This window comes from Ruegeria sp. CDSB114 (assembly GCF_059611025.1).
On the sequence record NZ_JBXWOT010000005.1, the window covers coordinates 167,973 to 189,315 of the forward strand.

Annotated in this window: 15 protein-coding genes; 13 read left to right on the forward strand and 2 right to left on the reverse strand. The window is 56.2% G+C overall.

Going from position 1 to position 21,343, the window contains the following annotated elements:
* The first annotated feature begins 164 nt into the window (after nucleotides 1-164).
* From nusG to rplA, 5 genes are all read left to right on the forward strand, one after another.
* Nucleotides 165-698 (forward strand): transcription termination/antitermination protein NusG, encoded by a 534-nt coding sequence (gene nusG / locus AC2FIP_RS13875; protein WP_142637254.1) that lies wholly within the window; start codon nucleotides 165-167, stop codon nucleotides 696-698.
* A gap of 207 nt (nucleotides 699-905) precedes the next feature.
* A complete protein-coding gene (locus AC2FIP_RS13880) occupies nucleotides 906-1,691 on the forward strand; it encodes a phosphodiesterase (RefSeq protein ID WP_496786866.1) in 786 nt (261 codons plus the stop codon).
* Nucleotides 1,692-1,694: 3 nt separating this feature from the next.
* The gene (locus AC2FIP_RS13885) at nucleotides 1,695-2,558 is read left to right on the forward strand and encodes an EamA family transporter (RefSeq protein ID WP_496697689.1); all 864 of its coding nucleotides are present in this window, start codon (nucleotides 1,695-1,697) and stop codon (nucleotides 2,556-2,558) included.
* A 1,187-nt stretch (nucleotides 2,559-3,745) separates the two neighbouring features.
* Nucleotides 3,746-4,195 carry a 50S ribosomal protein L11 gene (gene rplK / locus AC2FIP_RS13890; RefSeq protein WP_085823307.1) on the forward strand — a complete coding sequence of 150 codons (450 nt, stop codon included), beginning with the start codon at nucleotides 3,746-3,748 and terminating at the stop codon, nucleotides 4,193-4,195.
* A gap of 1 nt (nucleotide 4,196) precedes the next feature.
* The gene (rplA, locus tag AC2FIP_RS13895; protein WP_142636917.1) at nucleotides 4,197-4,895 is read left to right on the forward strand and encodes a 50S ribosomal protein L1; all 699 of its coding nucleotides are present in this window, start codon (nucleotides 4,197-4,199) and stop codon (nucleotides 4,893-4,895) included.
* Between the two features lie 69 nt (nucleotides 4,896-4,964).
* Here rplA and AC2FIP_RS13900 read toward each other — a convergent pair whose 3' ends face one another.
* Nucleotides 4,965-5,924 carry a phosphotransferase gene (locus tag AC2FIP_RS13900; protein ID WP_496786868.1) on the reverse strand — a complete coding sequence of 320 codons (960 nt, stop codon included), beginning with the start codon at nucleotides 5,922-5,924 and terminating at the stop codon, nucleotides 4,965-4,967.
* 401 nt (nucleotides 5,925-6,325) lie between these two features.
* Here AC2FIP_RS13900 and rplJ point away from each other — a divergent pair, with 401 nt between their 5' ends.
* The 5 genes from rplJ to AC2FIP_RS13925 all read left to right on the forward strand — a co-directional run bounded on the left by rplJ (nucleotide 6,326) and on the right by AC2FIP_RS13925 (nucleotide 17,035).
* Nucleotides 6,326-6,844: a 50S ribosomal protein L10 gene (rplJ, locus tag AC2FIP_RS13905; RefSeq protein WP_142636913.1), complete on the forward strand. Its 519-nt coding sequence runs from the start codon at nucleotides 6,326-6,328 to the stop codon at nucleotides 6,842-6,844.
* 79 nt (nucleotides 6,845-6,923) lie between these two features.
* The gene (rplL, locus tag AC2FIP_RS13910) at nucleotides 6,924-7,298 is read left to right on the forward strand and encodes a 50S ribosomal protein L7/L12 (RefSeq protein WP_142636911.1); all 375 of its coding nucleotides are present in this window, start codon (nucleotides 6,924-6,926) and stop codon (nucleotides 7,296-7,298) included.
* A 250-nt stretch (nucleotides 7,299-7,548) separates the two neighbouring features.
* On the forward strand, nucleotides 7,549-11,682 hold the full coding sequence (gene rpoB, locus AC2FIP_RS13915; RefSeq protein WP_271949830.1) for a DNA-directed RNA polymerase subunit beta: 4,134 nt from the start codon (nucleotides 7,549-7,551) through the stop codon (nucleotides 11,680-11,682).
* A 49-nt stretch (nucleotides 11,683-11,731) separates the two neighbouring features.
* Complete coding sequence (gene rpoC / locus AC2FIP_RS13920; protein ID WP_496786870.1) at nucleotides 11,732-15,973, forward strand: DNA-directed RNA polymerase subunit beta'; 4,242 nt, start codon at nucleotides 11,732-11,734, stop codon at nucleotides 15,971-15,973.
* 192 nt (nucleotides 15,974-16,165) lie between these two features.
* Nucleotides 16,166-17,035 (forward strand): DMT family transporter, encoded by an 870-nt coding sequence (locus tag AC2FIP_RS13925; RefSeq protein WP_496786871.1) that lies wholly within the window; start codon nucleotides 16,166-16,168, stop codon nucleotides 17,033-17,035.
* On the opposite strand, the gene AC2FIP_RS13930 is transcribed toward AC2FIP_RS13925, so the two are convergent.
* Complete coding sequence (locus AC2FIP_RS13930) at nucleotides 17,020-17,826, reverse strand: putative rhamnosyl transferase (RefSeq protein ID WP_496786872.1); 807 nt, start codon at nucleotides 17,824-17,826, stop codon at nucleotides 17,020-17,022. The genes AC2FIP_RS13925 and AC2FIP_RS13930 overlap by 16 nt on opposite strands.
* A gap of 386 nt (nucleotides 17,827-18,212) precedes the next feature.
* Between AC2FIP_RS13930 and rpsL the strand changes: the two genes are divergently transcribed.
* Genes rpsL through fusA form a run of 3 tightly spaced genes read left to right on the forward strand, consistent with a single transcriptional unit; the run spans nucleotide 18,213 to nucleotide 21,206 of the window.
* Nucleotides 18,213-18,584: a 30S ribosomal protein S12 gene (gene rpsL, locus AC2FIP_RS13935; protein WP_005621086.1), complete on the forward strand. Its 372-nt coding sequence runs from the start codon at nucleotides 18,213-18,215 to the stop codon at nucleotides 18,582-18,584.
* Between the two features lie 15 nt (nucleotides 18,585-18,599).
* Nucleotides 18,600-19,070: a 30S ribosomal protein S7 gene (rpsG, locus tag AC2FIP_RS13940; RefSeq protein ID WP_008756926.1), complete on the forward strand. Its 471-nt coding sequence runs from the start codon at nucleotides 18,600-18,602 to the stop codon at nucleotides 19,068-19,070.
* 18 nt (nucleotides 19,071-19,088) lie between these two features.
* Nucleotides 19,089-21,206: an elongation factor G gene (gene fusA / locus AC2FIP_RS13945; protein ID WP_496692464.1), complete on the forward strand. Its 2,118-nt coding sequence runs from the start codon at nucleotides 19,089-19,091 to the stop codon at nucleotides 21,204-21,206.
* Nucleotides 21,207-21,343: the final 137 nt, after the last annotated feature.

The window sequence follows — 21,343 nt, forward strand, 5'->3', positions numbered from 1 at the left end:
GCACAGCTTGCGATGTCAGAGTAGGTGACGCGGTACTATTCGGAATGGGCGTGCGGCGATTCGGGCTGTGCGCCGCTTTTTATTCCGGGTGACGCGACAGATTTTCAATAACGGCTTTTCCGGTACATGGAATGCAGCCGAAGGCAAACAAGGACGACAGGTTCATGGCGAAACGGTGGTACTCGGTCAGCGTTCTTTCGAATTTCGAAAAGAAGATCGCAGAGCAGATCCGCACGTCGGTGGCCGAGCAGGGCCTTGAGGATGACATTGACGAAGTTCTGGTGCCCACCGAAGAGGTGATCGAAGTGCGCCGGGGCAAGAAAGTCACAACCGAACGTCGCTTTATGCCGGGTTACGTGCTGGTACATATGGAAATGTCGGATCAAGGGTATCACCTGGTCAACTCGATCAACCGGGTCACTGGTTTTCTGGGTCCGCAAGGCCGCCCGATGCCGATGCGCGATGCCGAGGTGAACCAGATCCTCAACCGTGTCCAGGAGGGCGAAGAAGCGCCCAAGCTGATGATCTCGTTCGAAATTGGCGAGAAGGTCAAGGTGAATGACGGTCCGTTCGAAGATTTCGACGGCATGGTCGAAGGTGTGGATGACGATAACCAGAAGCTGAAGGTCTCGGTCTCGATCTTTGGTCGGGAAACCCCGGTCGAGCTGGACTTCACCCAGGTCACCAAGCAAAGCTAATTTCCAATTGGCGAAATTTGACAACGCCGCGTTGCCCTGGGCACTGCGGCGTTTCTTGTTTTGGAGCCTTCAGCCCGTTATCAGACCCTGGCAAATCAGGGCGGAACTGATCTGTCGAAATCGGGATAATCTTTGTCGTAACCAATCGGGATGGAACCCGGCCGCCTGGCATATTTGGACAACCATGCAAGGCAAGTGGGCAGGTAGATGAAATTCATACATATCACAGATATCCACCTTGTTGACCAAGACGAGCACCTGAATGGCGGCGTTCCTTCGACCCAATTTGCCCGTTGCCTTGAGGATATCGCCAAATGGCATTCGGATGCAGCGTTTTGCGTGATATCCGGCGACCTGGCCGAGTTTGGAAGGGCTGAAGCCTATCAGGTGCTCAAGTCACATCTGGACGGTTTCCAGCTTCCTTGTCACCTGATGATCGGCAACCATGATGATCGTAAGGTTTTCAGAACGGTCTTAACGGATGACCCTGTGGATTCAAATGGCTTTGTTCAGCACAGCATCGAGACCGACGCGGGAAAGTTTATCTTTCTGGATACGACAAAAGACGGTGCGGATATGCATGAAGGCCAGCTGTGCACCTTGCGCTTGAATTGGCTGAAAGAACAGCTGATCTCGGCGGGGGATAAGCCCTGCTATTTGTTCATGCACCACCCGCCTTTTGACATCGGCATTCCCTATGTGGACGACATCCGCCTGGTCGAAGCCGAAGTGTTTTTTGAAACACTCGGTCACGGGCGTTACATTCGCCACGTCTTCTATGGGCATGTCCATCGCATGACCTATGTGAACTGGCGTGGCATCCCGTTCACCAGCCTGCCCAGCCTCAATCACCAAATCCCTCTGACTGCCGACAGTGTTGACGGGGAATTCTGTGATGAACCGCCAGCCTATGGTGTTGTGCAGATCGCGGACGACCAGATGACTGTGCACTATAACACCTTTCTGCAGCGCAATCCGCTTCATCAGACCTGAGATATGGAACTTGGCCTGATTGTTCTGGTTCTGATTTCGGCGGCGACACATCCGCTGCGGGATCTGTTGTTGAAAGACACGGCGCATCCGGTGTCCTGTTATGTCGGTGTGGCGCTGACCTGGGTCATTCTTGCGGCGCTTCACGCTCGACTGGTCGGCCAACCCCTGACCGTCAGCCGCGAGGTCTGGCCTCTGGTGCTGGTTTCTTCCCTGGGGTTGAGTTTTTATTACTATGGCACGCTTTCAGCCCTGCGCCGGGGCAACCTTTCGGTGTATTATCCGATTATCCGGTCCTCGCCGATTGCCATCGTTGCCTTTAGCTGGCTTGCGCTGGATCAGCAGTATTCGTGGCTCATCCTTGTAGGGATTTCGCTGGTCCTGATGGGCAGCCTGATGATCCAGAAATCTCCGGGCGGATTGCTGCATGATCACAAGGCTTTTGCGCTGGCTGTCATGGCGATGCTGGGCTCGGCCGCCTATTCGCTGAGCGACGCAAACGCTATGCAAAAAACAACGCCCGCGCCTTTCCTGTTCTACTGCTATATCCTGGTGACATCGACCCTTGCCGGCATTCGGGCCTGGGAAGATCGCCATATGTCGACCCCATTTCTAGGCGTGGTACGAGGCTGGACACTCGCCCCGTGGCGGATCGTATTCGCGGGGGTTGCGTCCTATCTATCCTATCTTTTTATCCTGAAAGCTTTCCAGTTAGGCGCCGAGGCGGCACCTGTCAGCGCGGTTCGGCAGGCCTCGATTCCGGTATCCGTAGTCCTTGCCGCGCTCGTCCTGAAAGAGCCGCGCTTTCTTCACCGCATCGGCTGGGCCAGCCTGATCGCGCTTGGGATATTGGCAATCACACAGTCCTGATTAGCCTTTGCGCGACAACTGGCAAGCAAGGCAGAGGTGCATCAGGTTTTCTACATCACTCGGCGAGGTGGCGAAGCGCCCAAGCTGATGATCTCATTCGAAATCGGCGAGAAGGTAACGGCCTACTCTGGTCCATTCGTGGATTTTGACGGGATTGTCGAGGGCGTGGATGACCAGAGGCAGGAGGCAAAATTTATTCGGTGGATTTTGAGGGGCCGCATTGCCCTAGCCAGTGCGGCATCTTGGATGGCTGAACGTTTACATTGATGATCTGGGTTGGTACAAAACTGCCCTATTGATTTGACCGAATGTTTTTTTCGAAAAGTGACCACAAGGCGTTTTTCATGCGTGCGTTCATCTATTTTGTTTTCTTGATTTTGGCTGCGTGTACCGCTGATGTTTTGTCACCCGAAGTGTTGTCCTCGAAAGTAGCGCGCGCATCGTCCGCAGAGCTGTGTTCCGCATATCGGCTCCCAAGTACGACATTGCGGGGGAAACTGATGATCGAAGCAGAGCTGGCTGCTCGAAAAGTAAACCAATGTGGTTATAGCAATTATGGTCAGTACAGCCTGTCTACAGCTGGGACCAAATCCTACGAGCGACCGTTTTCATCCGAGGCAGCAGGGGGTGACTATGATTGTGATGACTTTCCGAATGGCGCAGCAGCGCAAAGGTTCTTCTTAGCGTCTGGTGGACCTCTATCTGATCCACATAATTTGGATCTTGATGGCGATGGTCTCGCGTGTGAGTGGGGTGCTCAGATCAGGAAAGTATCTTCGTACCGCCGACCGGTTGCCAGCGTTAGGCGCGTGACCTCACGATGCTACACGGGTCCAAGAGGCGGAACCTACACAATCACGGCGAGTGGAAACAAGAACTATGGCGGCTGCTAAGTTGCTCTGATAGCTCGCAAGGTTGTGCATGTAGCGGGTGCAATCTCATTGGGCGATGACAGATGCTGGTTTGCTGTTGCTTAGCTTTGGAGCGAGGGTCGGTTTGGGTTCGATGTGGCTGCTTCAGGCCGTGATTCAAACCCTTGCCAATACTTCCGTTCCCCTGTACATGCCGCCTCTATCGTCTTTGGGCGAGATTCTCTCGTGGGAGATTACCGGGATCGCGATCCCGGATCGGACCACGCAACATAATCTGGGTGAAACGCGTTTCACCTTAGTTGAAAGGAAAACCAAATGGCCAAGAAGCTTGCTGGTACAATGAAACTGCAGGTTCCTGCAGGTCAGGCGAACCCGTCGCCGCCAGTTGGTCCGGCGCTGGGTCAGCGCGGCATCAACATCATGGAATTCTGCAAGGCGTTCAACGCCAAGACCGCAGACATGGAGCAAGGCGCGCCTTGCCCGACCGTGATCACCTATTATCAGGACAAGTCCTTCACCATGGACATCAAGACGCCACCTGCGTCTTATTACCTGAAAAAAGCAGCTGGCCTGAAGCCGGTTGGCAAGCGTAACCGTCCCCGTGGCGCGGAAAACCCAGGTCGTGAGACCGTGGCATCCGTGACCTCGAAGCAGGTTCGTGAAATCGCCGAAGCCAAAATGAAAGATCTCAACGCCAACGACGTCGAAGGCGCAATGCAGATCATCCTGGGCTCGGCCCGCTCTATGGGCATCGAGGTGAAGTAAGATGGCAAAACTCGGTAAACGTACCCGCGCTGCGCGCGAAGCTGTCGCTGGCAAGGAAAACCTGTCGGTCGAAGAAGCAGTTGCCCTGGTCAAAGCCAACGCAACTTCGAAATTCGATGAGACCATCGAAATCGCTCTGAACCTGGGCGTTGACACCCGTCACGCGGACCAGATGGTTCGTGGCGTTGTTGGCCTGCCGAATGGCACCGGTAAAACAATGCGCGTTGCTGTATTCGCTCGTGGCCCCAAGGCTGACGAAGCGAAAGAAGCAGGGGCGGATATCATTGGTGCAGAAGATCTGATGGAAACCATTCAGGGCGGCACCATTGAATTCGATCGTTGCATAGCAACCCCGGACATGATGCCCATCGTTGGTCGTCTTGGTAAAGTTCTGGGCCCCCGCAACCTGATGCCGAACCCCAAGGTTGGCACTGTGACCATGGACGTGAAAGCGGCCGTAGAAGCAGCCAAAGGCGGCGAAGTTCAGTTCAAAGCTGAAAAAGGCGGCGTTGTGCACGCTGGCGTTGGCAAAGCGTCCTTCGACGAAGCCAAACTGGCAGAAAACGTTCGTGCATTTGTGACCGCTGTTGCCAAAGCCAAGCCAACAGGCGCCAAAGGCACTTACATGAAGAAAATCGCGCTGAGCTCGACCATGGGCCCAGGCGTGACTCTGGATGTGGCTGCTGCTGCGGGCGAATAAGTCCCTAGCTTACAGCTAAAATGATTGGACCCGAACGGTGAAGGCTGTTCGGGTCTTTCTTTTTCAGCCTCACTCATACACGGCTTGCAGGCGCAGGTTCAGGCGGTCTCTGCGAAAGCTCTCGTATTCGCTGCAGGATCTGTCCAATCGCCATAAGTCCAGCCAATCCATCACCAGACGTGCGCGCATGCACATATCCAGAACGTCCATCTGAATTGGATGGCGATATTTGCGAAAGAACATGTCTTTGTTTGTTTTCAGGATGCCGCTTTGATCAACCTGATCCTCAGTGCCATCGCGAAAGATATCGGATTTCAGAAAGTCGACGATATCGTAAACTGCCAGCTTTTCGCGTGCTTCGGTAAAATCCAGACCGATCATCTCACCTTGCCCGACGATCAGGTTTTGGCTGTGAAAATCTCCGTGCGCATGGATCAGCAGGTCAGGGATGCCCTTTAGCTGTGAGGCCTCATGGGTCAGATGCTGGACCATCTTCTGCCCCCAAGGCTGCACTGTATCCGGGACAAGGCCTAGCAAAGCCTGAAGCCTGTCGATCATCCAGCTGGGGCGGAAACTATAGGGTTTGCCGGGCTGAAAGCTGTGCAGGTCGTTCAGCCACGATCCGGCACGGCGATAGATGCGGCCGATCTGGTCGTCATCCGGGCTGTTATGGATCAGATCCGCAGCGGTGGGGCGGTCAATAAACTGCGTCACAAAAAACGCCTCACCCGGTGACATATAGACTGGATCGACAACACCGGCGCTTTCGTATTGCGCAAAGTGGTCGGTCAGCTTTCTGAGCATATCAAACTCATCGCGCAGACGGCCGGTATCAGGCGACAGTAGATCCACCTTGAGGGCATAATCCCGACCCGCACGCTGGACCCTGAGCACTATACGCGAGCCCGCAAAATCATGAGAACGATAGACGCATTCGAAACCCGCCGGTCCATCCTCTGGCGTTTGATCCAGGAACTCCTGAACAAAGTCGCGCGCGCGTTCGTATTCGTCTGTGGTGAGGGTCAGCATTCAGGGATGGATACCTAAGAAGAAAGGGGCTTAGCCAGACTGGACCTCAGCGCATGGAACATGTCAATCTAGGACACTGTTCCAATGCCGGCTGCGCTGCTCGATCATTTCCGGTTTCGGCCTAATTTACCCCTTGGAAACCCGGCGTAACTGCCATAAAGAGAGCTGCGAAGTAAAGCGTGCGATTCGTCGTGCGCTTTATTTTGTTTCGTCCAAGACGGTGGGTGGTGTCATCTGGCCCCTTAATTCCCTGCCTGAGACGGGTAAGACCAAAGAATTCTGAGGGCTTCGATCCTCGGGCGAATTTTGGCTAATCCCGTAACAACGGACCTGAACGCCGGAGCGTAAGCTGCGGCAAATATGAGCCGGGGTGAGATATCACCCCTAACTTGGAGAAAACTGTGGATAGAGCCCAGAAAGAGAAAGTGGTCGACGAGCTCGGCCAAATCTTCGAAAGCTCTGGCGTCGTAGTGGTTGCACACTACGCCGGTCTGACAGTTGCCGAGATGCAGGACCTTCGCGCACGTGCTCGTGACGCGGGTGGTGCCGTGCGTGTTGCCAAGAACAGGCTCGCCAAAATCGCCCTCGACGGAAAGCCATGTGAAAGCATTGCCGACCTGCTGACGGGGATGACCGTTCTGACCTATTCTGAGGACCCTGTGGCAGCAGCCAAAGTGGCCCAGGACTACGCCAAAGAGAACCAAAAGTTCGAAATTCTTGGCGGTGCAATGGGTGAGAACGCTCTGGATCGTGCCGGCGTCGAAGCCGTGTCCAAAATGCCTTCGCGCGAGGAGCTTATTGCTACTATCGCGGGCATGCTGGGCGCACCTGCTTCGAACATCGCTGGCGCAATTGGCGCACCTGCAAGCAACATCGCAAGCATCCTTTCCACCATCGAAGAGAAGGCGGAAGCTGCGTAAGCGGTTGGCACTGAATGATCTGCGTAGGGTAGTCACCCTGACGTTGGAACACACACTGTAAACGGAAAGAGCTGATAAAATGGCTGATCTGAAAGCACTCGCAGAAAGCATCGTGGGTCTGACCCTGCTGGAAGCACAAGAACTGAAAACCATCCTCAAAGACGAATATGGCATCGAGCCCGCAGCTGGCGGCGCGGTTGTCATGGCAGCCGGTGGCGACGCCGGTGGCGCAGCTGAGGAAGAAAAAACCGAATTCGACGTCGTTCTGAAGAACGCCGGCGCTTCGAAAATCAACGTGATCAAAGAAGTTCGCGGCATCACCGGTCTGGGCCTGAAAGAAGCCAAAGAGCTGGTCGAAGCTGGCGGCAAGATCAAAGAAGCTGTGTCGAAAGACGAAGCCGAAGACATCAAAGGCAAGCTGGAAGCAGCTGGCGCCGAGGTCGAACTGGCCTAAGTCAGTCTTTTGGTGCATCGCAGATGCACCGGAAATTTGGCTGGTCCCGGAGAAATCCGGGTCCAGCCGAACCTGTCTTAGAAAGGACCTCATGGATTGGGGTGTTTTCTAAGACGCGGTTCATGGATCGGGAGGCTGCCATTCGGGACGGTGGCCACGAATTGATCCGGACGTGTTGTCTCTAATGTGCAAGGCACCGGGGCCCGACGGTGTCTTTGTCCGCTGAGAACATCGAAAGGTGACATCTGACATGGCTCAATCGTTCCTTGGCCAGAAACGTCTTCGGAAATATTACGGCAAAATCCGCGAAGTGCTGGAGATGCCGAACCTCATTGAGGTGCAAAAATCTTCTTATGATCTATTCCTGCGCTCCGGCGATGCAGATGTGCCGACAGACGGCGAAGGCATCAAAGGCGTGTTCCAGTCGGTTTTCCCGATCAAGGATTTCAACGAAACCTCCGTTCTGGAGTTCGTGAAATACGATTTGGAAAAACCCAAATACGACGTCGAAGAGTGCATGCAGCGCGACATGACCTACAGCGCGCCGCTGAAAGTCACTCTGCGTCTGATCGTGTTTGATGTCGACGAGGACACTGGCGCCAAGTCGGTCAAAGACATCAAGGAACAGGACGTGTTCATGGGGGATATGCCCCTGATGACACCAAACGGGACGTTCATTGTGAACGGTACCGAGCGTGTGATCGTGTCCCAGATGCACCGTTCGCCCGGTGTGTTCTTTGACCACGACAAGGGCAAGACCCATTCCTCGGGCAAGCTGTTGTTTGCCTGCCGCATCATCCCGTATCGCGGCAGCTGGCTGGACTTTGAGTTCGACGCCAAGGACATCGTGTTCGCCCGTATCGACCGTCGCCGCAAACTGCCTGTGACAACCCTGCTGTATGCGCTGGGTCTGGATCAAGAAGCGATCATGGACGCCTATTACAACACGGTGTCGTACAAGCTAGACAAGAAGAAGGGCTGGATTGCACCGTTCTTCCCCGAGCGTGCACGCGGTACGCGTCCGACCTATGACCTGATCGACGCCAAATCCGGTGAAGTGATTGCCGAAGCGGGCAAGAAAGTCACCCCGCGCGCGGTCAAGAAGCTGATCGATGAAGGCAACGTCACCGAGCTGTTGGTTCCGTTCGATCACATCGTCGGGAAGTTTGTCGCCAAGGACATCATCAACGAAGAAACCGGCGCGATCTATGTCGAAGCTGGTGATGAGCTGACGCTGGAATACGACAAAGACGGCGAGCTGATCGGAGGCACCGCGAAAGAGCTGATCGACGCGGGCGTCACTGATATTCCGGTTCTGGATATCGACAACATCAATGTCGGCCCCTACATGCGTAACACCATGGCGGCAGACAAGAACATGGGCCGCGACACAGCGCTGATGGACATCTATCGCGTCATGCGCCCGGGTGAGCCGCCCACCGTCGAAGCGGCCTCGGCGCTGTTCGAAACGCTGTTCTTTGACAGCGAGCGCTATGACCTGTCCGCCGTTGGCCGTGTAAAGATGAACATGCGTCTGGCTCTGGATGCGCCCGATACGCTGCGCACCCTGCGCCGCGAAGACATCGTGGCCTGCATCAAGGCTCTGGTTGAACTGCGTGACGGCAAAGGGGACATCGACGATATCGACCACCTCGGCAACCGTCGTGTGCGTTCGGTCGGCGAACTGATGGAAAACCAGTACCGCGTTGGCCTGCTGCGCATGGAGCGCGCGATCAAAGAGCGTATGTCGTCGGTCGAGATCGACACCGTCATGCCGCAGGACCTGATCAATGCGAAACCGGCTGCTGCTGCTGTCCGCGAATTCTTCGGCTCGTCGCAGCTGTCGCAGTTCATGGACCAGACCAACCCGCTGTCGGAAGTCACCCACAAACGCCGTCTCTCGGCGCTTGGCCCCGGTGGTCTGACACGCGAGCGTGCGGGCTTTGAGGTGCGCGACGTTCATCCGACACACTATGGACGGATGTGCCCGATTGAAACGCCGGAAGGCCCGAACATCGGTCTGATCAACTCGCTGGCCACCTTTGCCCGTGTGAACAAGTATGGCTTCATCGAAACACCGTACCGCGTCGTCAAAGACGCTGAGGTGACCGATGAGGTTCACTACATGTCCGCGACCGAGGAAATGCGTCACACAGTGGCACAGGCGAACGCGACACTGGATACGGATGGCAAGTTCATCAACGACCTGGTTTCGACCCGCCAGTCAGGTGACTACACTCTGGCCCCGCGCGAGAATGTGGACCTGATCGACGTCAGCCCAAAACAGCTGGTATCGGTTGCTGCATCGCTGATCCCGTTCCTTGAAAATGACGATGCTAACCGCGCTCTGATGGGCTCGAACATGCAACGTCAGGCGGTTCCGCTGCTGCGGGCCGAGGCACCGCTGATTGGTACCGGAATCGAGGAAAAGGTTGCGATTGACTCAGGTGCTGCGATTCAGGCGAAACGCGCCGGTATCATCGACCAGGTCGATGCCCAGCGTATCGTGATCCGCGCGACTGAGGATCTGGAACTGGGCGACGCTGGCGTTGACATCTATCGTCTGCGCAAATTCCAGCGTTCGAACCAGAACACCTGCATCAACCAGCGTCCGCTGATCAAAGTGGGTGACACCGTCCAGAAGGGCGAGGTCATTGCCGATGGTCCGTCGACCGATATGGGTGAACTGGCCCTGGGTAAGAACGTGGTCGTCGCGTTCATGCCGTGGAACGGTTACAACTACGAAGACTCGATTCTGATCTCGGAACGTATTGCGCGTGACGACGTCTTTACCTCGGTCCATATCGAGGAATTTGAAGTCGCCGCCCGTGACACCAAGCTGGGTCCGGAAGAGATCACCCGCGATATTCCGAATGTCGGTGAAGAAGCGCTGCGTAACCTCGACGAGGCGGGCATCGTTTACATCGGCGCGGATGTTGAACCGGGCGATATCCTGGTCGGCAAGATCACTCCGAAGGGCGAAAGCCCGATGACCCCGGAAGAAAAGCTGCTGCGCGCCATCTTTGGCGAAAAAGCATCTGACGTGCGCGACACTTCGCTGCGCGTGAAGCCGGGCGATTACGGTACGGTCGTTGAGGTTCGCGTCTTCAACCGTCACGGCGTTGAAAAAGACGAGCGTGCGCTGCAGATCGAGCGGGAAGAAGTCGAACGTCTGGCCCGTGACCGGGACGATGAGCTGGCGATCCTGGACCGCAACATCTATGCGCGCCTGCAAGGCCTGATCATGGGTAAAACCGCGGTCAAAGGCCCGAAAGGCGTCAAACCAGGGTCGGTGATCACCGAGGACCTGTTGGAAACCCTGACCCGTGGTCAGTGGTGGCAGCTGGCGCTGGAAGATGAGCAGGACGCACAGATCGTTGAGGCTCTGAATGAGCAGTACGAAGTGCAAAAGCGTGCTCTGGACGCCCGTTTCGAGGACAAGGTCGAGAAGGTTCGTCGTGGCGACGACCTGCCGCCGGGTGTGATGAAGATGGTCAAAGTTTTCATCGCCGTGAAGCGCAAGCTGCAGCCGGGCGATAAGATGGCCGGTCGTCACGGGAACAAAGGTGTGATTTCCAAGGTTGTTCCGATGGAAGACATGCCGTTCCTGGCCGATGGTACGCCGGTTGACTTCTGTCTGAACCCGCTGGGTGTTCCTTCGCGTATGAACGTTGGTCAGATCCTTGAAACCCACATGGGTTGGGCCGCGCGCGGTCTGGGTCTGAACATCGACGACGCCCTGGGTGAATATCGCCGCTCTGGCGACCTGACCCCGGTTCGCGAAGCAATGAAGCTGGCCTATGGCGACGATGTCTATGAAGAAGGCATCACTGGCATGGACGAGGGTCACCTGATCGAGGCTGCGGGCAACGTGACCCGTGGTGTTCCGATCGCGACTCCGGTCTTTGATGGCGCCAAAGAGGCAGACGTCAATGACGCTCTGGTGCGCGCGGGCTTCTCGCAAAGCGGTCAGTCGGTTCTGTTCGACGGTCGTACGGGTGAGCAGTTTGCACGTCCGGTGACCGTGGGCATCAAGTACCTGCTGAAACTGCACCACCTTGTGGATGACAAAATCCACGCGCGTTCAACCGGGCCGTACAGCCTGGTTACCCAGCAGCCGCTGGGTGGTAAGGCGCAGTTCGGTGGTCAGCGCTTTGGTGAGATGGAAGTCTGGGCTCTGGAAGCTTATGGCGCCGCCTACACCCTGCAGGAAATGCTCACCGTGAAATCGGATGACGTCGCCGGCCGGACCAAAGTGTACGAGTCGATCGTCAAGGGCGAGGATAACTTTGAAGCGGGCGTACCGGAATCGTTTAACGTTCTGGTGAAAGAAGTCCGTGGCCTCGGCCTGAATATGGAACTCCTGGATGCGGAGGAAGAGTAGGGGCGGCAACGCCCCAAACTCATCCCATCCCAATTTGTAAGGACGCAAAATGAACCAGGAAATTACCAATAACCCGTTCAACCCGCTGACGCCGCCTAAGGTCTTTGACGAGATCAAGGTCTCATTGGCCAGCCCGGAACGGATCCTCTCTTGGTCTTATGGCGAGATCAAGAAACCCGAAACCATCAACTACCGGACGTTCAAACCCGAACGTGACGGTCTGTTCTGCGCGCGTATCTTTGGCCCGATCAAAGATTACGAATGTCTGTGCGGTAAATATAAGCGGATGAAATATCGCGGCGTTGTCTGCGAGAAATGCGGTGTGGAAGTCACCCTGCAGAAAGTCCGCCGCGAGCGTATGGGTCATATCGAGCTGGCCGCGCCCGTCGCACACATTTGGTTCCTGAAATCGCTGCCGTCCCGCATCGGTCTGATGCTGGACATGACGCTGCGCGATCTGGAACGCGTTCTGTACTTTGAAAACTATGTCGTCATCGAGCCCGGTCTGACCGACCTCTCCTATGGTCAGATGCTGACCGAAGAAGAGTTCATGGACGCGCAGGATGCCTATGGCATGGACGCGTTCACCGCGAACATCGGTGCCGAAGCTATCCGTGAGATGCTGGCCCAGATCGATCTGGAAGCCGAAGCCGAACAGCTGCGTGCTGATCTGGCCGAAGCAACTGGTGAGCTGAAGCCCAAGAAGATCATCAAGCGTCTGAAGGTTGTTGAATCCTTCCTCGAGTCGGGCAACCGGCCTGAGTGGATGGTGATGACCGTGATCCCGGTGATTCCGCCGGAACTGCGTCCGCTGGTTCCACTGGATGGTGGTCGTTTTGCGACTTCGGATCTGAACGATCTGTATCGCCGCGTCATCAACCGGAACAACCGTCTGAAGCGTCTGATCGAACTGCGCGCACCTGACATCATTGTCCGCAACGAAAAGCGGATGCTGCAGGAATCCGTCGATGCTCTGTTCGACAATGGCCGTCGTGGCCGCGTGATCACCGGCGCCAATAAGCGTCCGCTGAAATCGCTGTCGGACATGCTGAAGGGTAAGCAGGGTCGCTTCCGTCAAAACCTTCTGGGTAAGCGCGTCGACTTCTCGGGCCGTTCGGTCATCGTGACCGGTCCGGAACTCAAGCTGCACCAGTGTGGTCTGCCCAAGAAGATGGCGCTGGAACTGTTCAAGCCGTTCATCTACTCGCGCCTTGAAGCCAAGGGTCTGTCTTCGACCGTGAAACAGGCGAAGAAACTGGTCGAGAAAGAGCGTCCCGAAGTGTGGGATATCCTCGACGAGGTGATCCGCGAACACCCTGTCATGCTGAACCGTGCGCCGACACTGCACCGTCTTGGCATTCAGGCGTTTGAACCGGTTCTGATCGAGGGTAAAGCGATCCAGCTGCACCCGTTGGTCTGTTCGGCCTTTAACGCCGACTTCGACGGTGACCAGATGGCCGTTCACGTCCCGCTGAGCCTTGAGGCCCAGCTGGAAGCCCGCGTTCTGATGATGTCGACGAACAACGTTCTGTCGCCAGCAAACGGCGCGCCGATCATCGTTCCGTCGCAGGATATGATCCTGGGTCTGTACTATGTGACCCTGGAACGCGAAGGTATGCCGGGCGAAGGCAAGGTCTTTGGCTCGATCGACGAAGTTCAGCACGCGCTGGACGCTGGTGAAGTGCATATGCACACCAAGATCACCGCGCGGATCAGCCAGATCGACAGCGAAGGCAACGAAGTTCAACAGCGGTTTGAAACCACTCCGGGCCGAGTGCGCCTGGGTGCTCTGCTGCCGATGAACAACAAGGCGCCGTTCGAACTGGTCAACCGCCTGCTGCGGAAGAAAGAAGTGCAGCAGGTGATCGACACCGTCTACCGTTACTGCGGTCAGAAAGAGTCGGTCATCTTCTGTGACCAGATCATGTCGATGGGCTTCAAGGAAGCGTTCCGCGCCGGTATCTCGTTCGGTAAGGACGACATGGTGATCCCGGATGACAAATGGGGCATCGTCGATGAAACCCGTAGTCAGGTGAAGGATTTTGAACAGCAGTACATGGACGGCCTGATCACTCAGGGTGAAAAGTACAACAAAGTTGTTGATGCCTGGTCGAAGTGTAACGATCGTGTAACCGAAGCGATGATGAGCACGATCTCATCTTCGGATCGGGCAGAGGACGGGTCTGAAAAGGAACCGAACTCGGTCTACATGATGGCCCACTCGGGCGCGCGTGGCTCGGTCACTCAGATGAAACAGCTGGGCGGTATGCGCGGCCTGATGGCCAAGCCGAACGGTGACATCATCGAGACGCCGATCATCTCGAACTTCAAGGAAGGTCTGACCGTTCTTGAATACTTCAACTCGACCCACGGCGCCCGTAAGGGTCTGTCGGATACTGCTCTGAAAACGGCGAACTCGGGTTACCTGACCCGTCGTCTAGTGGACGTGGCACAGGACTGCATCGTGCGTGAGCTCGATTGTGGAACCGAGCGTGCGATCACTGCGGAAGCCGCGGTAAACGACGGTGAAGTTGTTGCTTCGCTAGCCGAACGTGTGCTGGGCCGTGTCTCTGCCGATGACGTTCTGCGTCCCGGTACCGATGAGGTTCTGGTCGCTGCGGGTCAGCTGATCGACGAACGCATGGCTGATATCATTGATGAGGCCGCTGTTGCGTCGATGCGCATCCGTTCACCTCTGACCTGTGAGTCCGAGGAAGGCGTCTGTGCAACCTGCTACGGTCGTGACCTTGCACGCGGTACTATGGTCAACACGGGTGAGGCTGTCGGCATCATCGCCGCCCAGTCCATCGGTGAACCCGGTACGCAGCTGACAATGCGGACCTTCCACATCGGTGGTGTTGCGCAAGGTGGTCAGCAGTCGTTCCAGGAAGCCAGCCACGACGGTGTCGTTTCGTTCGAGAACCCGCAGATCCTGGTCAATTCCGCGGGCGAAAGCCTGGTCATGGGCCGGAACATGAAGATGGTGATCAAAGACGAACATGGCGAAGAGCGTGCCAACCACAAGTTGGGTTATGGCTCGAAGCTGTTCGTCAAGGATGGCACCAAGGTGAACCGTGGCGACAAGCTGTTCGAATGGGATCCTTACACCCTGCCGATCATCGCCGAAAAGTCCGGTACCGCGAAATATGTTGATCTGGTTTCGGGCATTGCTGTCCGCGACGTGACCGACGATGCAACCGGTATGACCCAGAAGATCGTGATCGACTGGCGCGCGGCCCCCAAAGGCAGCGACCTCAAGCCTGAGATCATTCTGGTTGGCGAAGATGGCGAACCAGTCCGTAACGATGCGGGCAACCCGGTTCACTATCCGATGTCGGTGGACGCGATCCTGTCGATCGAAGACGGTCAGCAGATCGAAGCTGGTGAAGTTGTCGCGCGTATCCCGCGTGAAGGTGCCAAGACCAAGGACATCACCGGTGGTCTGCCGCGTGTTGCCGAACTGTTCGAAGCCCGTCGCCCGAAAGATCACGCGATCATCGCAGAAGCCGATGGTTACGTGCGCTTTGGTCGCGACTACAAGAACAAGCGTCGCATCAGCATCGAACCGGCTGACGAGTCCATGGAGACCATCGAGTATATGGTGCCCAAGGGTAAGCACATCCCGGTTGCAGAAGGTGACTTCATCCAGAAGGGTGAATACCTGATGGACGGTAACCCGGCCCCGCATGACATCCTGTCCATCATGGGTGTCGAAGCGCTGGCGGATTACATGATCGACGAAGTGCAGGATGTTTATCGTCTGCAGGGCGTGAAGATCAACGACAAGCACATCGAAGTGATCGTGCGCCAGATGCTGCAGAAGTGGGAGATCCTGGATTCAGGTGACACCACCCTGCTGAAAGGTGAACATGTCGACAAGCAGGAGTTCGACGCGGCCAACGAGAAGACCCTCGCCCGCGGTGGACGTCCGGCTCAGGGCGAGCCGATCCTCTTGGGGATCACCAAAGCCTCGCTGCAGACGCGTTCGTTCATCTCGGCGGCGTCGTTCCAGGAAACCACACGGGTTCTGACCGAGGCTTCGGTTCAGGGCAAGAAAGACAAGCTGGTTGGCCTGAAAGAGAACGTGATCGTCGGTCGTCTAATCCCTGCCGGTACCGGTGGCGCAACGCAAAGCGTACAGCGCGTCGCGCAGTCGCGTGACAACGTTGTCATCGAAGCCCGCCGGGAAGAGGCCGAAGCCGCCGCTGCTCTGGCTGCGCCGATGATGGATGACGATATGGTCGGCGACGAGCTGGATGTTCTGGTGGAAACACCGGAAAGCCGCGAATAAGCGATCCTAAATTCCAAAGATCAGGCCCCGCGATTTCGCGGGGCCTTTTCATTTCAGGCTCGGGTGGGGCGCTGCATGAAGCGCCATTGGAAATGTCATGCTAGCAGAGCATTGGTGGGCGGAGCCATATTGACATCTCTTTCTTGAACGCCGCCAAATGCACTTCGTGGCCAAATGCGGAGTTCAAAAAGAGTGACGCCGAATTTCAGGGGTGCTTTGCTGATGATGGGCAGCATGGCTGCCTTCACCATCAATGACACTTTGATCAAGGCCGCCGGAGCCCAGATACCGCTGTTTCAGATGGTTGCCATCCGCGGGGTTTTGGCGACCATTCTGGTGTATCTTCTGGCACGGTACTATGGGGCGTTGCATCTGAACTTTCCGCGTCATGACAAGTGGTTGGTCGCGGCACGTTGTCTCGCCGAATTGTTGGCGACAATTTTCTTTTTGGTCGCGCTGCTTCATATGCCGTTGGCAAACGTGACGGCCATTCTGCTGGCCTTGCCATTAACCGTAACACTTGGAGCCGCGTTGTTTTTTCAAGAGTATATCGGTTGGCGTCGGATTCTTGCCATCGTTTTCGGGTTCGCCGGTATGTTGCTGATCGTTCGCCCGGGCACGGATGGTTTCAGCATCTACGCGATATATGCTTTGATCGCAGTTGCTTCGGTAACTGCCCGGGATTTGATTACGCGACGCATGTCGGTGCATGTGCCATCACTTGCAGTAACGCTGGCAACAACCGCGACGATTACATTGACGGCGGTTCTTGTCACCTCTGTCTCGGGCTGGGTTCCGGTTCCGGCAGCCGCCGGTTCGATGGTAGCGTGTGCTGCGGTCTTTGTTCTGACGGGATATTTGTTCAGCGTCATTGTCATGCGCGCTGGTGAGATCGGCTTTATCGCGCCGTTTCGTTATTCCAGTCTGATCTGGGCGTTGGGTTTGGGCTGGGCCGTATTTGGGGACTGGCCCGACAGGATTACGATGGCGGGCGCGGCCTTAGTGGTTGGGGCAGGAATGTTCATGCTGTTCCGTGAAAGGACGCATCAATCTGCCGAATGAATGCGGCGAACGGCGTCCTGGTCGATGGCGAACCGTGCGATGAATTCGCCTTCCTGTTCAGAGGTTAGGGGGGACAGCTCGGTCTTGCTGTTTCGCGCATGCGGAGAATCGTTGAACTGGTTAAGCGTGCGGACCCACATAGGTGCATCCGGATAGCTGATAACGGGCATGAAATTTCCGATCCGGTGATGTGCGAAATTCATGATCGTCAAGTCACTCCCCCCGGCGGAGTACATTGCAAAGCCCACCCCCAGCAAAGGTTGATACACCTGTGCCGCCCTGATGCCATCTGCACCGAAACGGGCCAGGAACCCCTGATTGTAGTCAATCGCAACGGTTCTGTGGTTCCGCATTAAGCCCTGACCCTCATCTGCGGCGATGCGCAAGCGCTCAACGAAATCGACCGAAACCGCATCGTCATCATCGTGGCGGAACTGGATGCAGGGGGCGTCCGGTTTGGTGCGTGCTGAATTCAGGATTTCTTTCATGACCCTGCGATGACGCTTTGGTTCGCGTGCGATGATCTGTACCTGAGGCATGCCCGCTGTTAAGTCGTAAAGACGTTCGCGTGCCGGGTTTGGCAGGCATTCACCGATCACGATGAGAAACTGAAAATCCTCGTCGGTTTGCTCTTTTATACAGGGCAGGCTAGTAGTTTCAAATAGGCGAAACCGCTCTTCCAGCCGGTCAGGTTGATACAGATAGGAGCGCCGGTCCTCGATCGTTTCGTGTTCGATCTGAAAGCCGCCATGGGCGGGATAGGAAAAACGACACAGGCCAAGTATTTGCATGATTCATCCGTGGTCCAGATCAATGGGCTGACTATGCCTGCACGGACCTGTTCCTGCAACGGGCGGTAAGACTGGATGAGCTTTGGTTCCAGCGCGAAACGGCCTGATGTGGAACGGATCAGCTGTACTGTTGACACTGGGTCCGACTCCCCCTATTACGCGCCACATCTCGGTACCGGGGGCCGCCCCAAAACCGATTTCAGTAATGAACTGGTCAAGGCCCGAACTCTTTTATCGTTCGCGCCCTCTGATAACAAACCGCGACGTTCACCTCGGAATGGGAACGCTCGCGGGTTTTGCGCTTGTGGACGCACGAGTGCAGCGAATTTAACCGCACGCATCACGCGTGCATGTCATGTGTGTTGCAAAACGGGGATATAACCGGAATGCCAACGATCCAACAGCTGATCCGCAAGCCGCGGCAGCCGAAAGTAAAACGCTCGAAGTCCATGCACCTGGAGCAGTGCCCGCAGAAACGCGGCGTCTGCACACGTGTTTACACAACCACACCGAAAAAGCCGAACTCGGCGATGCGTAAGGTTGCCAAGGTGCGCCTGACCAACGGGTTCGAGGTGATCTCGTACATCCCCGGTGAAAGCCACAACCTGCAGGAACACTCGGTTGTTCTGATCCGTGGCGGCCGTGTAAAAGACCTTCCCGGTGTCCGTTACCACATCCTGCGTGGTGTTTTGGATACCCAAGGCGTCAAAGACCGTAAGCAACGTCGTTCGAAGTACGGCGCGAAGCGTCCCAAATAAGAAGGAGAGGCTGATATGTCACGTCGTCACGCCGCCGAAAAACGCGAAGTCCTGCCTGACGCCAAATTTGGCGACAAGGTACTGACCAAATTCATGAACAACCTGATGATCGACGGTAAAAAGTCGGTTGCAGAGCGCATCGTCTACAACGCATTTGACCGCGTTGAAGGCAAGATCAAGCGCGCACCTGTCGAAGTGTTCCACGAAGCACTCGACAACATCAAACCGTCGGTCGAGGTTCGCTCGCGCCGGGTTGGTGGTGCAACTTATCAGGTTCCGGTCGAAGTGCGCCCTGAGCGCCGCGAAGCACTGGCCATCCGCTGGCTGATCACTGCTGCGCGTGGCCGTAACGAAAACACCATGGAAGAACGCCTCGCCGGCGAACTGCTGGACGCCGTACAGTCCCGCGGTACCGCCGTTAAGAAGCGTGAAGACACCCACAAGATGGCCGAGGCGAACAAAGCCTTCAGCCACTACCGTTGGTAATTCCAGAGGCTTATTGAAATGGCACGCGAATATACACTCAACCATTACCGTAACTTCGGTATCATGGCGCATATCGATGCAGGTAAGACGACCTGCTCGGAACGCATCCTGTACTACACCGGCAAATCCCACAACATCGGTGAGGTGCACGACGGTGCAGCCACCATGGACTGGATGGAGCAGGAGCAGGAACGCGGGATCACCATCACCTCGGCTGCGACGACCACTTTCTGGGAACGCACCGAAGACGGTGAAACCGCTGACTCGCCCAAGCACCGCCTGAACATCATCGACACCCCCGGCCACGTTGACTTCACCATCGAAGTTGAACGCTCGCTGGCGGTTCTCGACGGTGCAGTCTGCGTTCTTGACGCAAACGCCGGTGTTGAACCTCAGACCGAAACCGTGTGGCGTCAGGCTGACCGCTACAAGGTTCCGCGGATGGTGTTCGTCAACAAGATGGACAAGATCGGCGCGGACTTCTTCAACTGCGTTGCAATGATCGAAGACCGTACCGGCGCACGCGCTGTTCCGGTTGGTATTCCGATCGGCGCAGAGACCGAATTGGAAGGCCTGATCGACCTGGTCACCATGGAAGAATGGCTGTGGCAGGGCGAAGACCTAGGCGCAAGCTGGGTCAAAGCACCGATCCGCGACAGCCTGAAGGACATGGCTGACGAATGGCGCGGTAAAATGGTCGAAGCGGCCGTCGAAATGGACGACGACGCGATGATGGAATACCTGGAAGGCAATGAGCCCGACGTTCCAACCCTGCGCGCCCTGCTGCGCAAAGGTACTCTGGAAATCGCGTTTGTTCCGGTTCTGGGTGGTTCGGCGTTCAAAAACAAAGGTGTTCAGCCACTGCTGAACGCTGTGATCGACTATTTGCCCAGCCCGCTGGACGTTGTCGATTACATGGGCTTCAAACCCGGTGACGAAGAAGAAACCCGTAACATCGCCCGCCGTGCGGATGATGATATGGCGTTCTCGGGTCTGGCGTTCAAAATCATGAACGACCCCTTTGTTGGCTCGCTGACCTTTACCCGCATCTACTCGGGCACTCTGTCCAAGGGCGACACGCTTCTGAACTCGACCAAGGGTAAGAAAGAGCGTATCGGCCGGATGATGATGATGCACTCGAACGAACGTGAGGAAATCACCGAAGCGTTCGCGGGCGACATCATTGCGCTGGCAGGTCTGAAAGACACCACCACGGGCGACACTCTGTGTTCGACCGGCGATCCGGTGGTTCTGGAAACCATGACCTTCCCCGATCCGGTGATCGAGATCGCGGTTGAGCCGAAAACCAAGGCTGACCAGGAAAAAATGAGCCAGGGTCTGGGCCGTTTGGCCGCCGAAGACCCGTCCTTCCGTGTGGAAACTGATCTGGAATCGGGTCAGACCATCATGAAGGGCATGGGCGAACTTCACCTGGACATCCTGATTGACCGTCTCAAGCGTGAATTCAAGGTTGAAGCGAATATTGGTGCGCCGCAGGTGGCCTATCGCGAAACCATCGGTCACGAAGCCGAGATCGTTTACACCCACAAGAAACAGTCGGGTGGTTCGGGTCAGTTCGCTGAGGTGAAGATGATCATCACCCCAACAGAGCCGGGCGAAGGTTATTCGTTCGAATCTCGTGTTGTTGGTGGTTCGGTGCCCAAGGAATACATCCCGGGCGTTGAAAAAGGCATCAGATCCGTCATGGATAGCGGCCCGCTGGCTGGCTTCCCTGTGATCGACTTCAAGGTTGCCCTGATCGAAGGTAAATACCACGACGTGGACTCTTCGGTTCTCGCCTTTGAGATCGCGGCGCGTATGGGTATGCGTGAAGGCATGCGCAAAGCGGGTGCGAAACTGCTTGAGCCGATCATGAAGGTCGAAGTGATCACTCCGGAAGAATATACCGGCGGTATCATTGGTGACCTGACATCGCGTCGGGGACAGGTTTCTGGGCAGGAAAACCGTGGCAACGCCATCGCGATTGACGCGTTTGTGCCGCTGGCCAACATGTTCGGCTACATCAACACCTTGCGTTCGATGTCGTCTGGCCGTGCCCAGTTCACCATGCAGTTCGACCACTACGATCCGGTTCCGCAGAACATCTCGGACGAGATCCAGGCGAAATACGCATAAGCGAAAATTTGAGGGAGCTCGATTAGCGGGCTCCCTTCATTACCGATAAAGGAGGCCATCATGGCAAAGGAAAAGTTTGAGCGTAATAAGCCGCACGTCAACATTGGCACGATTGGGCACGTTGACCACGGCAAGAC

Bases quoted from the DNA above. Each gene is read 5' to 3' on its own strand.
- nusG (WP_142637254.1), top strand. From the start codon at position 165: ATGGCGAAACGGTGGTACTCGGTCAGCGTTCTTTCGAATTTCGAAAAG.
- AC2FIP_RS13880 (WP_496786866.1), top strand. From the start codon at position 906: ATGAAATTCATACATATCACAGATATCCACCTTGTTGACCAAGACGAG.
- AC2FIP_RS13885 (WP_496697689.1), top strand. From the start codon at position 1,695: ATGGAACTTGGCCTGATTGTTCTGGTTCTGATTTCGGCGGCGACACAT.
- rplK (WP_085823307.1), top strand. From the start codon at position 3,746: ATGGCCAAGAAGCTTGCTGGTACAATGAAACTGCAGGTTCCTGCAGGT.
- rplA (WP_142636917.1), top strand. From the start codon at position 4,197: ATGGCAAAACTCGGTAAACGTACCCGCGCTGCGCGCGAAGCTGTCGCT.
- AC2FIP_RS13900 (WP_496786868.1), bottom strand. From the start codon at position 5,924: ATGCTGACCCTCACCACAGACGAATACGAACGCGCGCGCGACTTTGTT.
- rplL (WP_142636911.1), top strand. From the start codon at position 6,924: ATGGCTGATCTGAAAGCACTCGCAGAAAGCATCGTGGGTCTGACCCTG.
- rpoB (WP_271949830.1), top strand. From the start codon at position 7,549: ATGGCTCAATCGTTCCTTGGCCAGAAACGTCTTCGGAAATATTACGGC.
- rpoC (WP_496786870.1), top strand. From the start codon at position 11,732: ATGAACCAGGAAATTACCAATAACCCGTTCAACCCGCTGACGCCGCCT.
- AC2FIP_RS13930 (WP_496786872.1), bottom strand. From the start codon at position 17,826: ATGCAAATACTTGGCCTGTGTCGTTTTTCCTATCCCGCCCATGGCGGC.
- rpsL (WP_005621086.1), top strand. From the start codon at position 18,213: ATGCCAACGATCCAACAGCTGATCCGCAAGCCGCGGCAGCCGAAAGTA.
- rpsG (WP_008756926.1), top strand. From the start codon at position 18,600: ATGTCACGTCGTCACGCCGCCGAAAAACGCGAAGTCCTGCCTGACGCC.
- fusA (WP_496692464.1), top strand. From the start codon at position 19,089: ATGGCACGCGAATATACACTCAACCATTACCGTAACTTCGGTATCATG.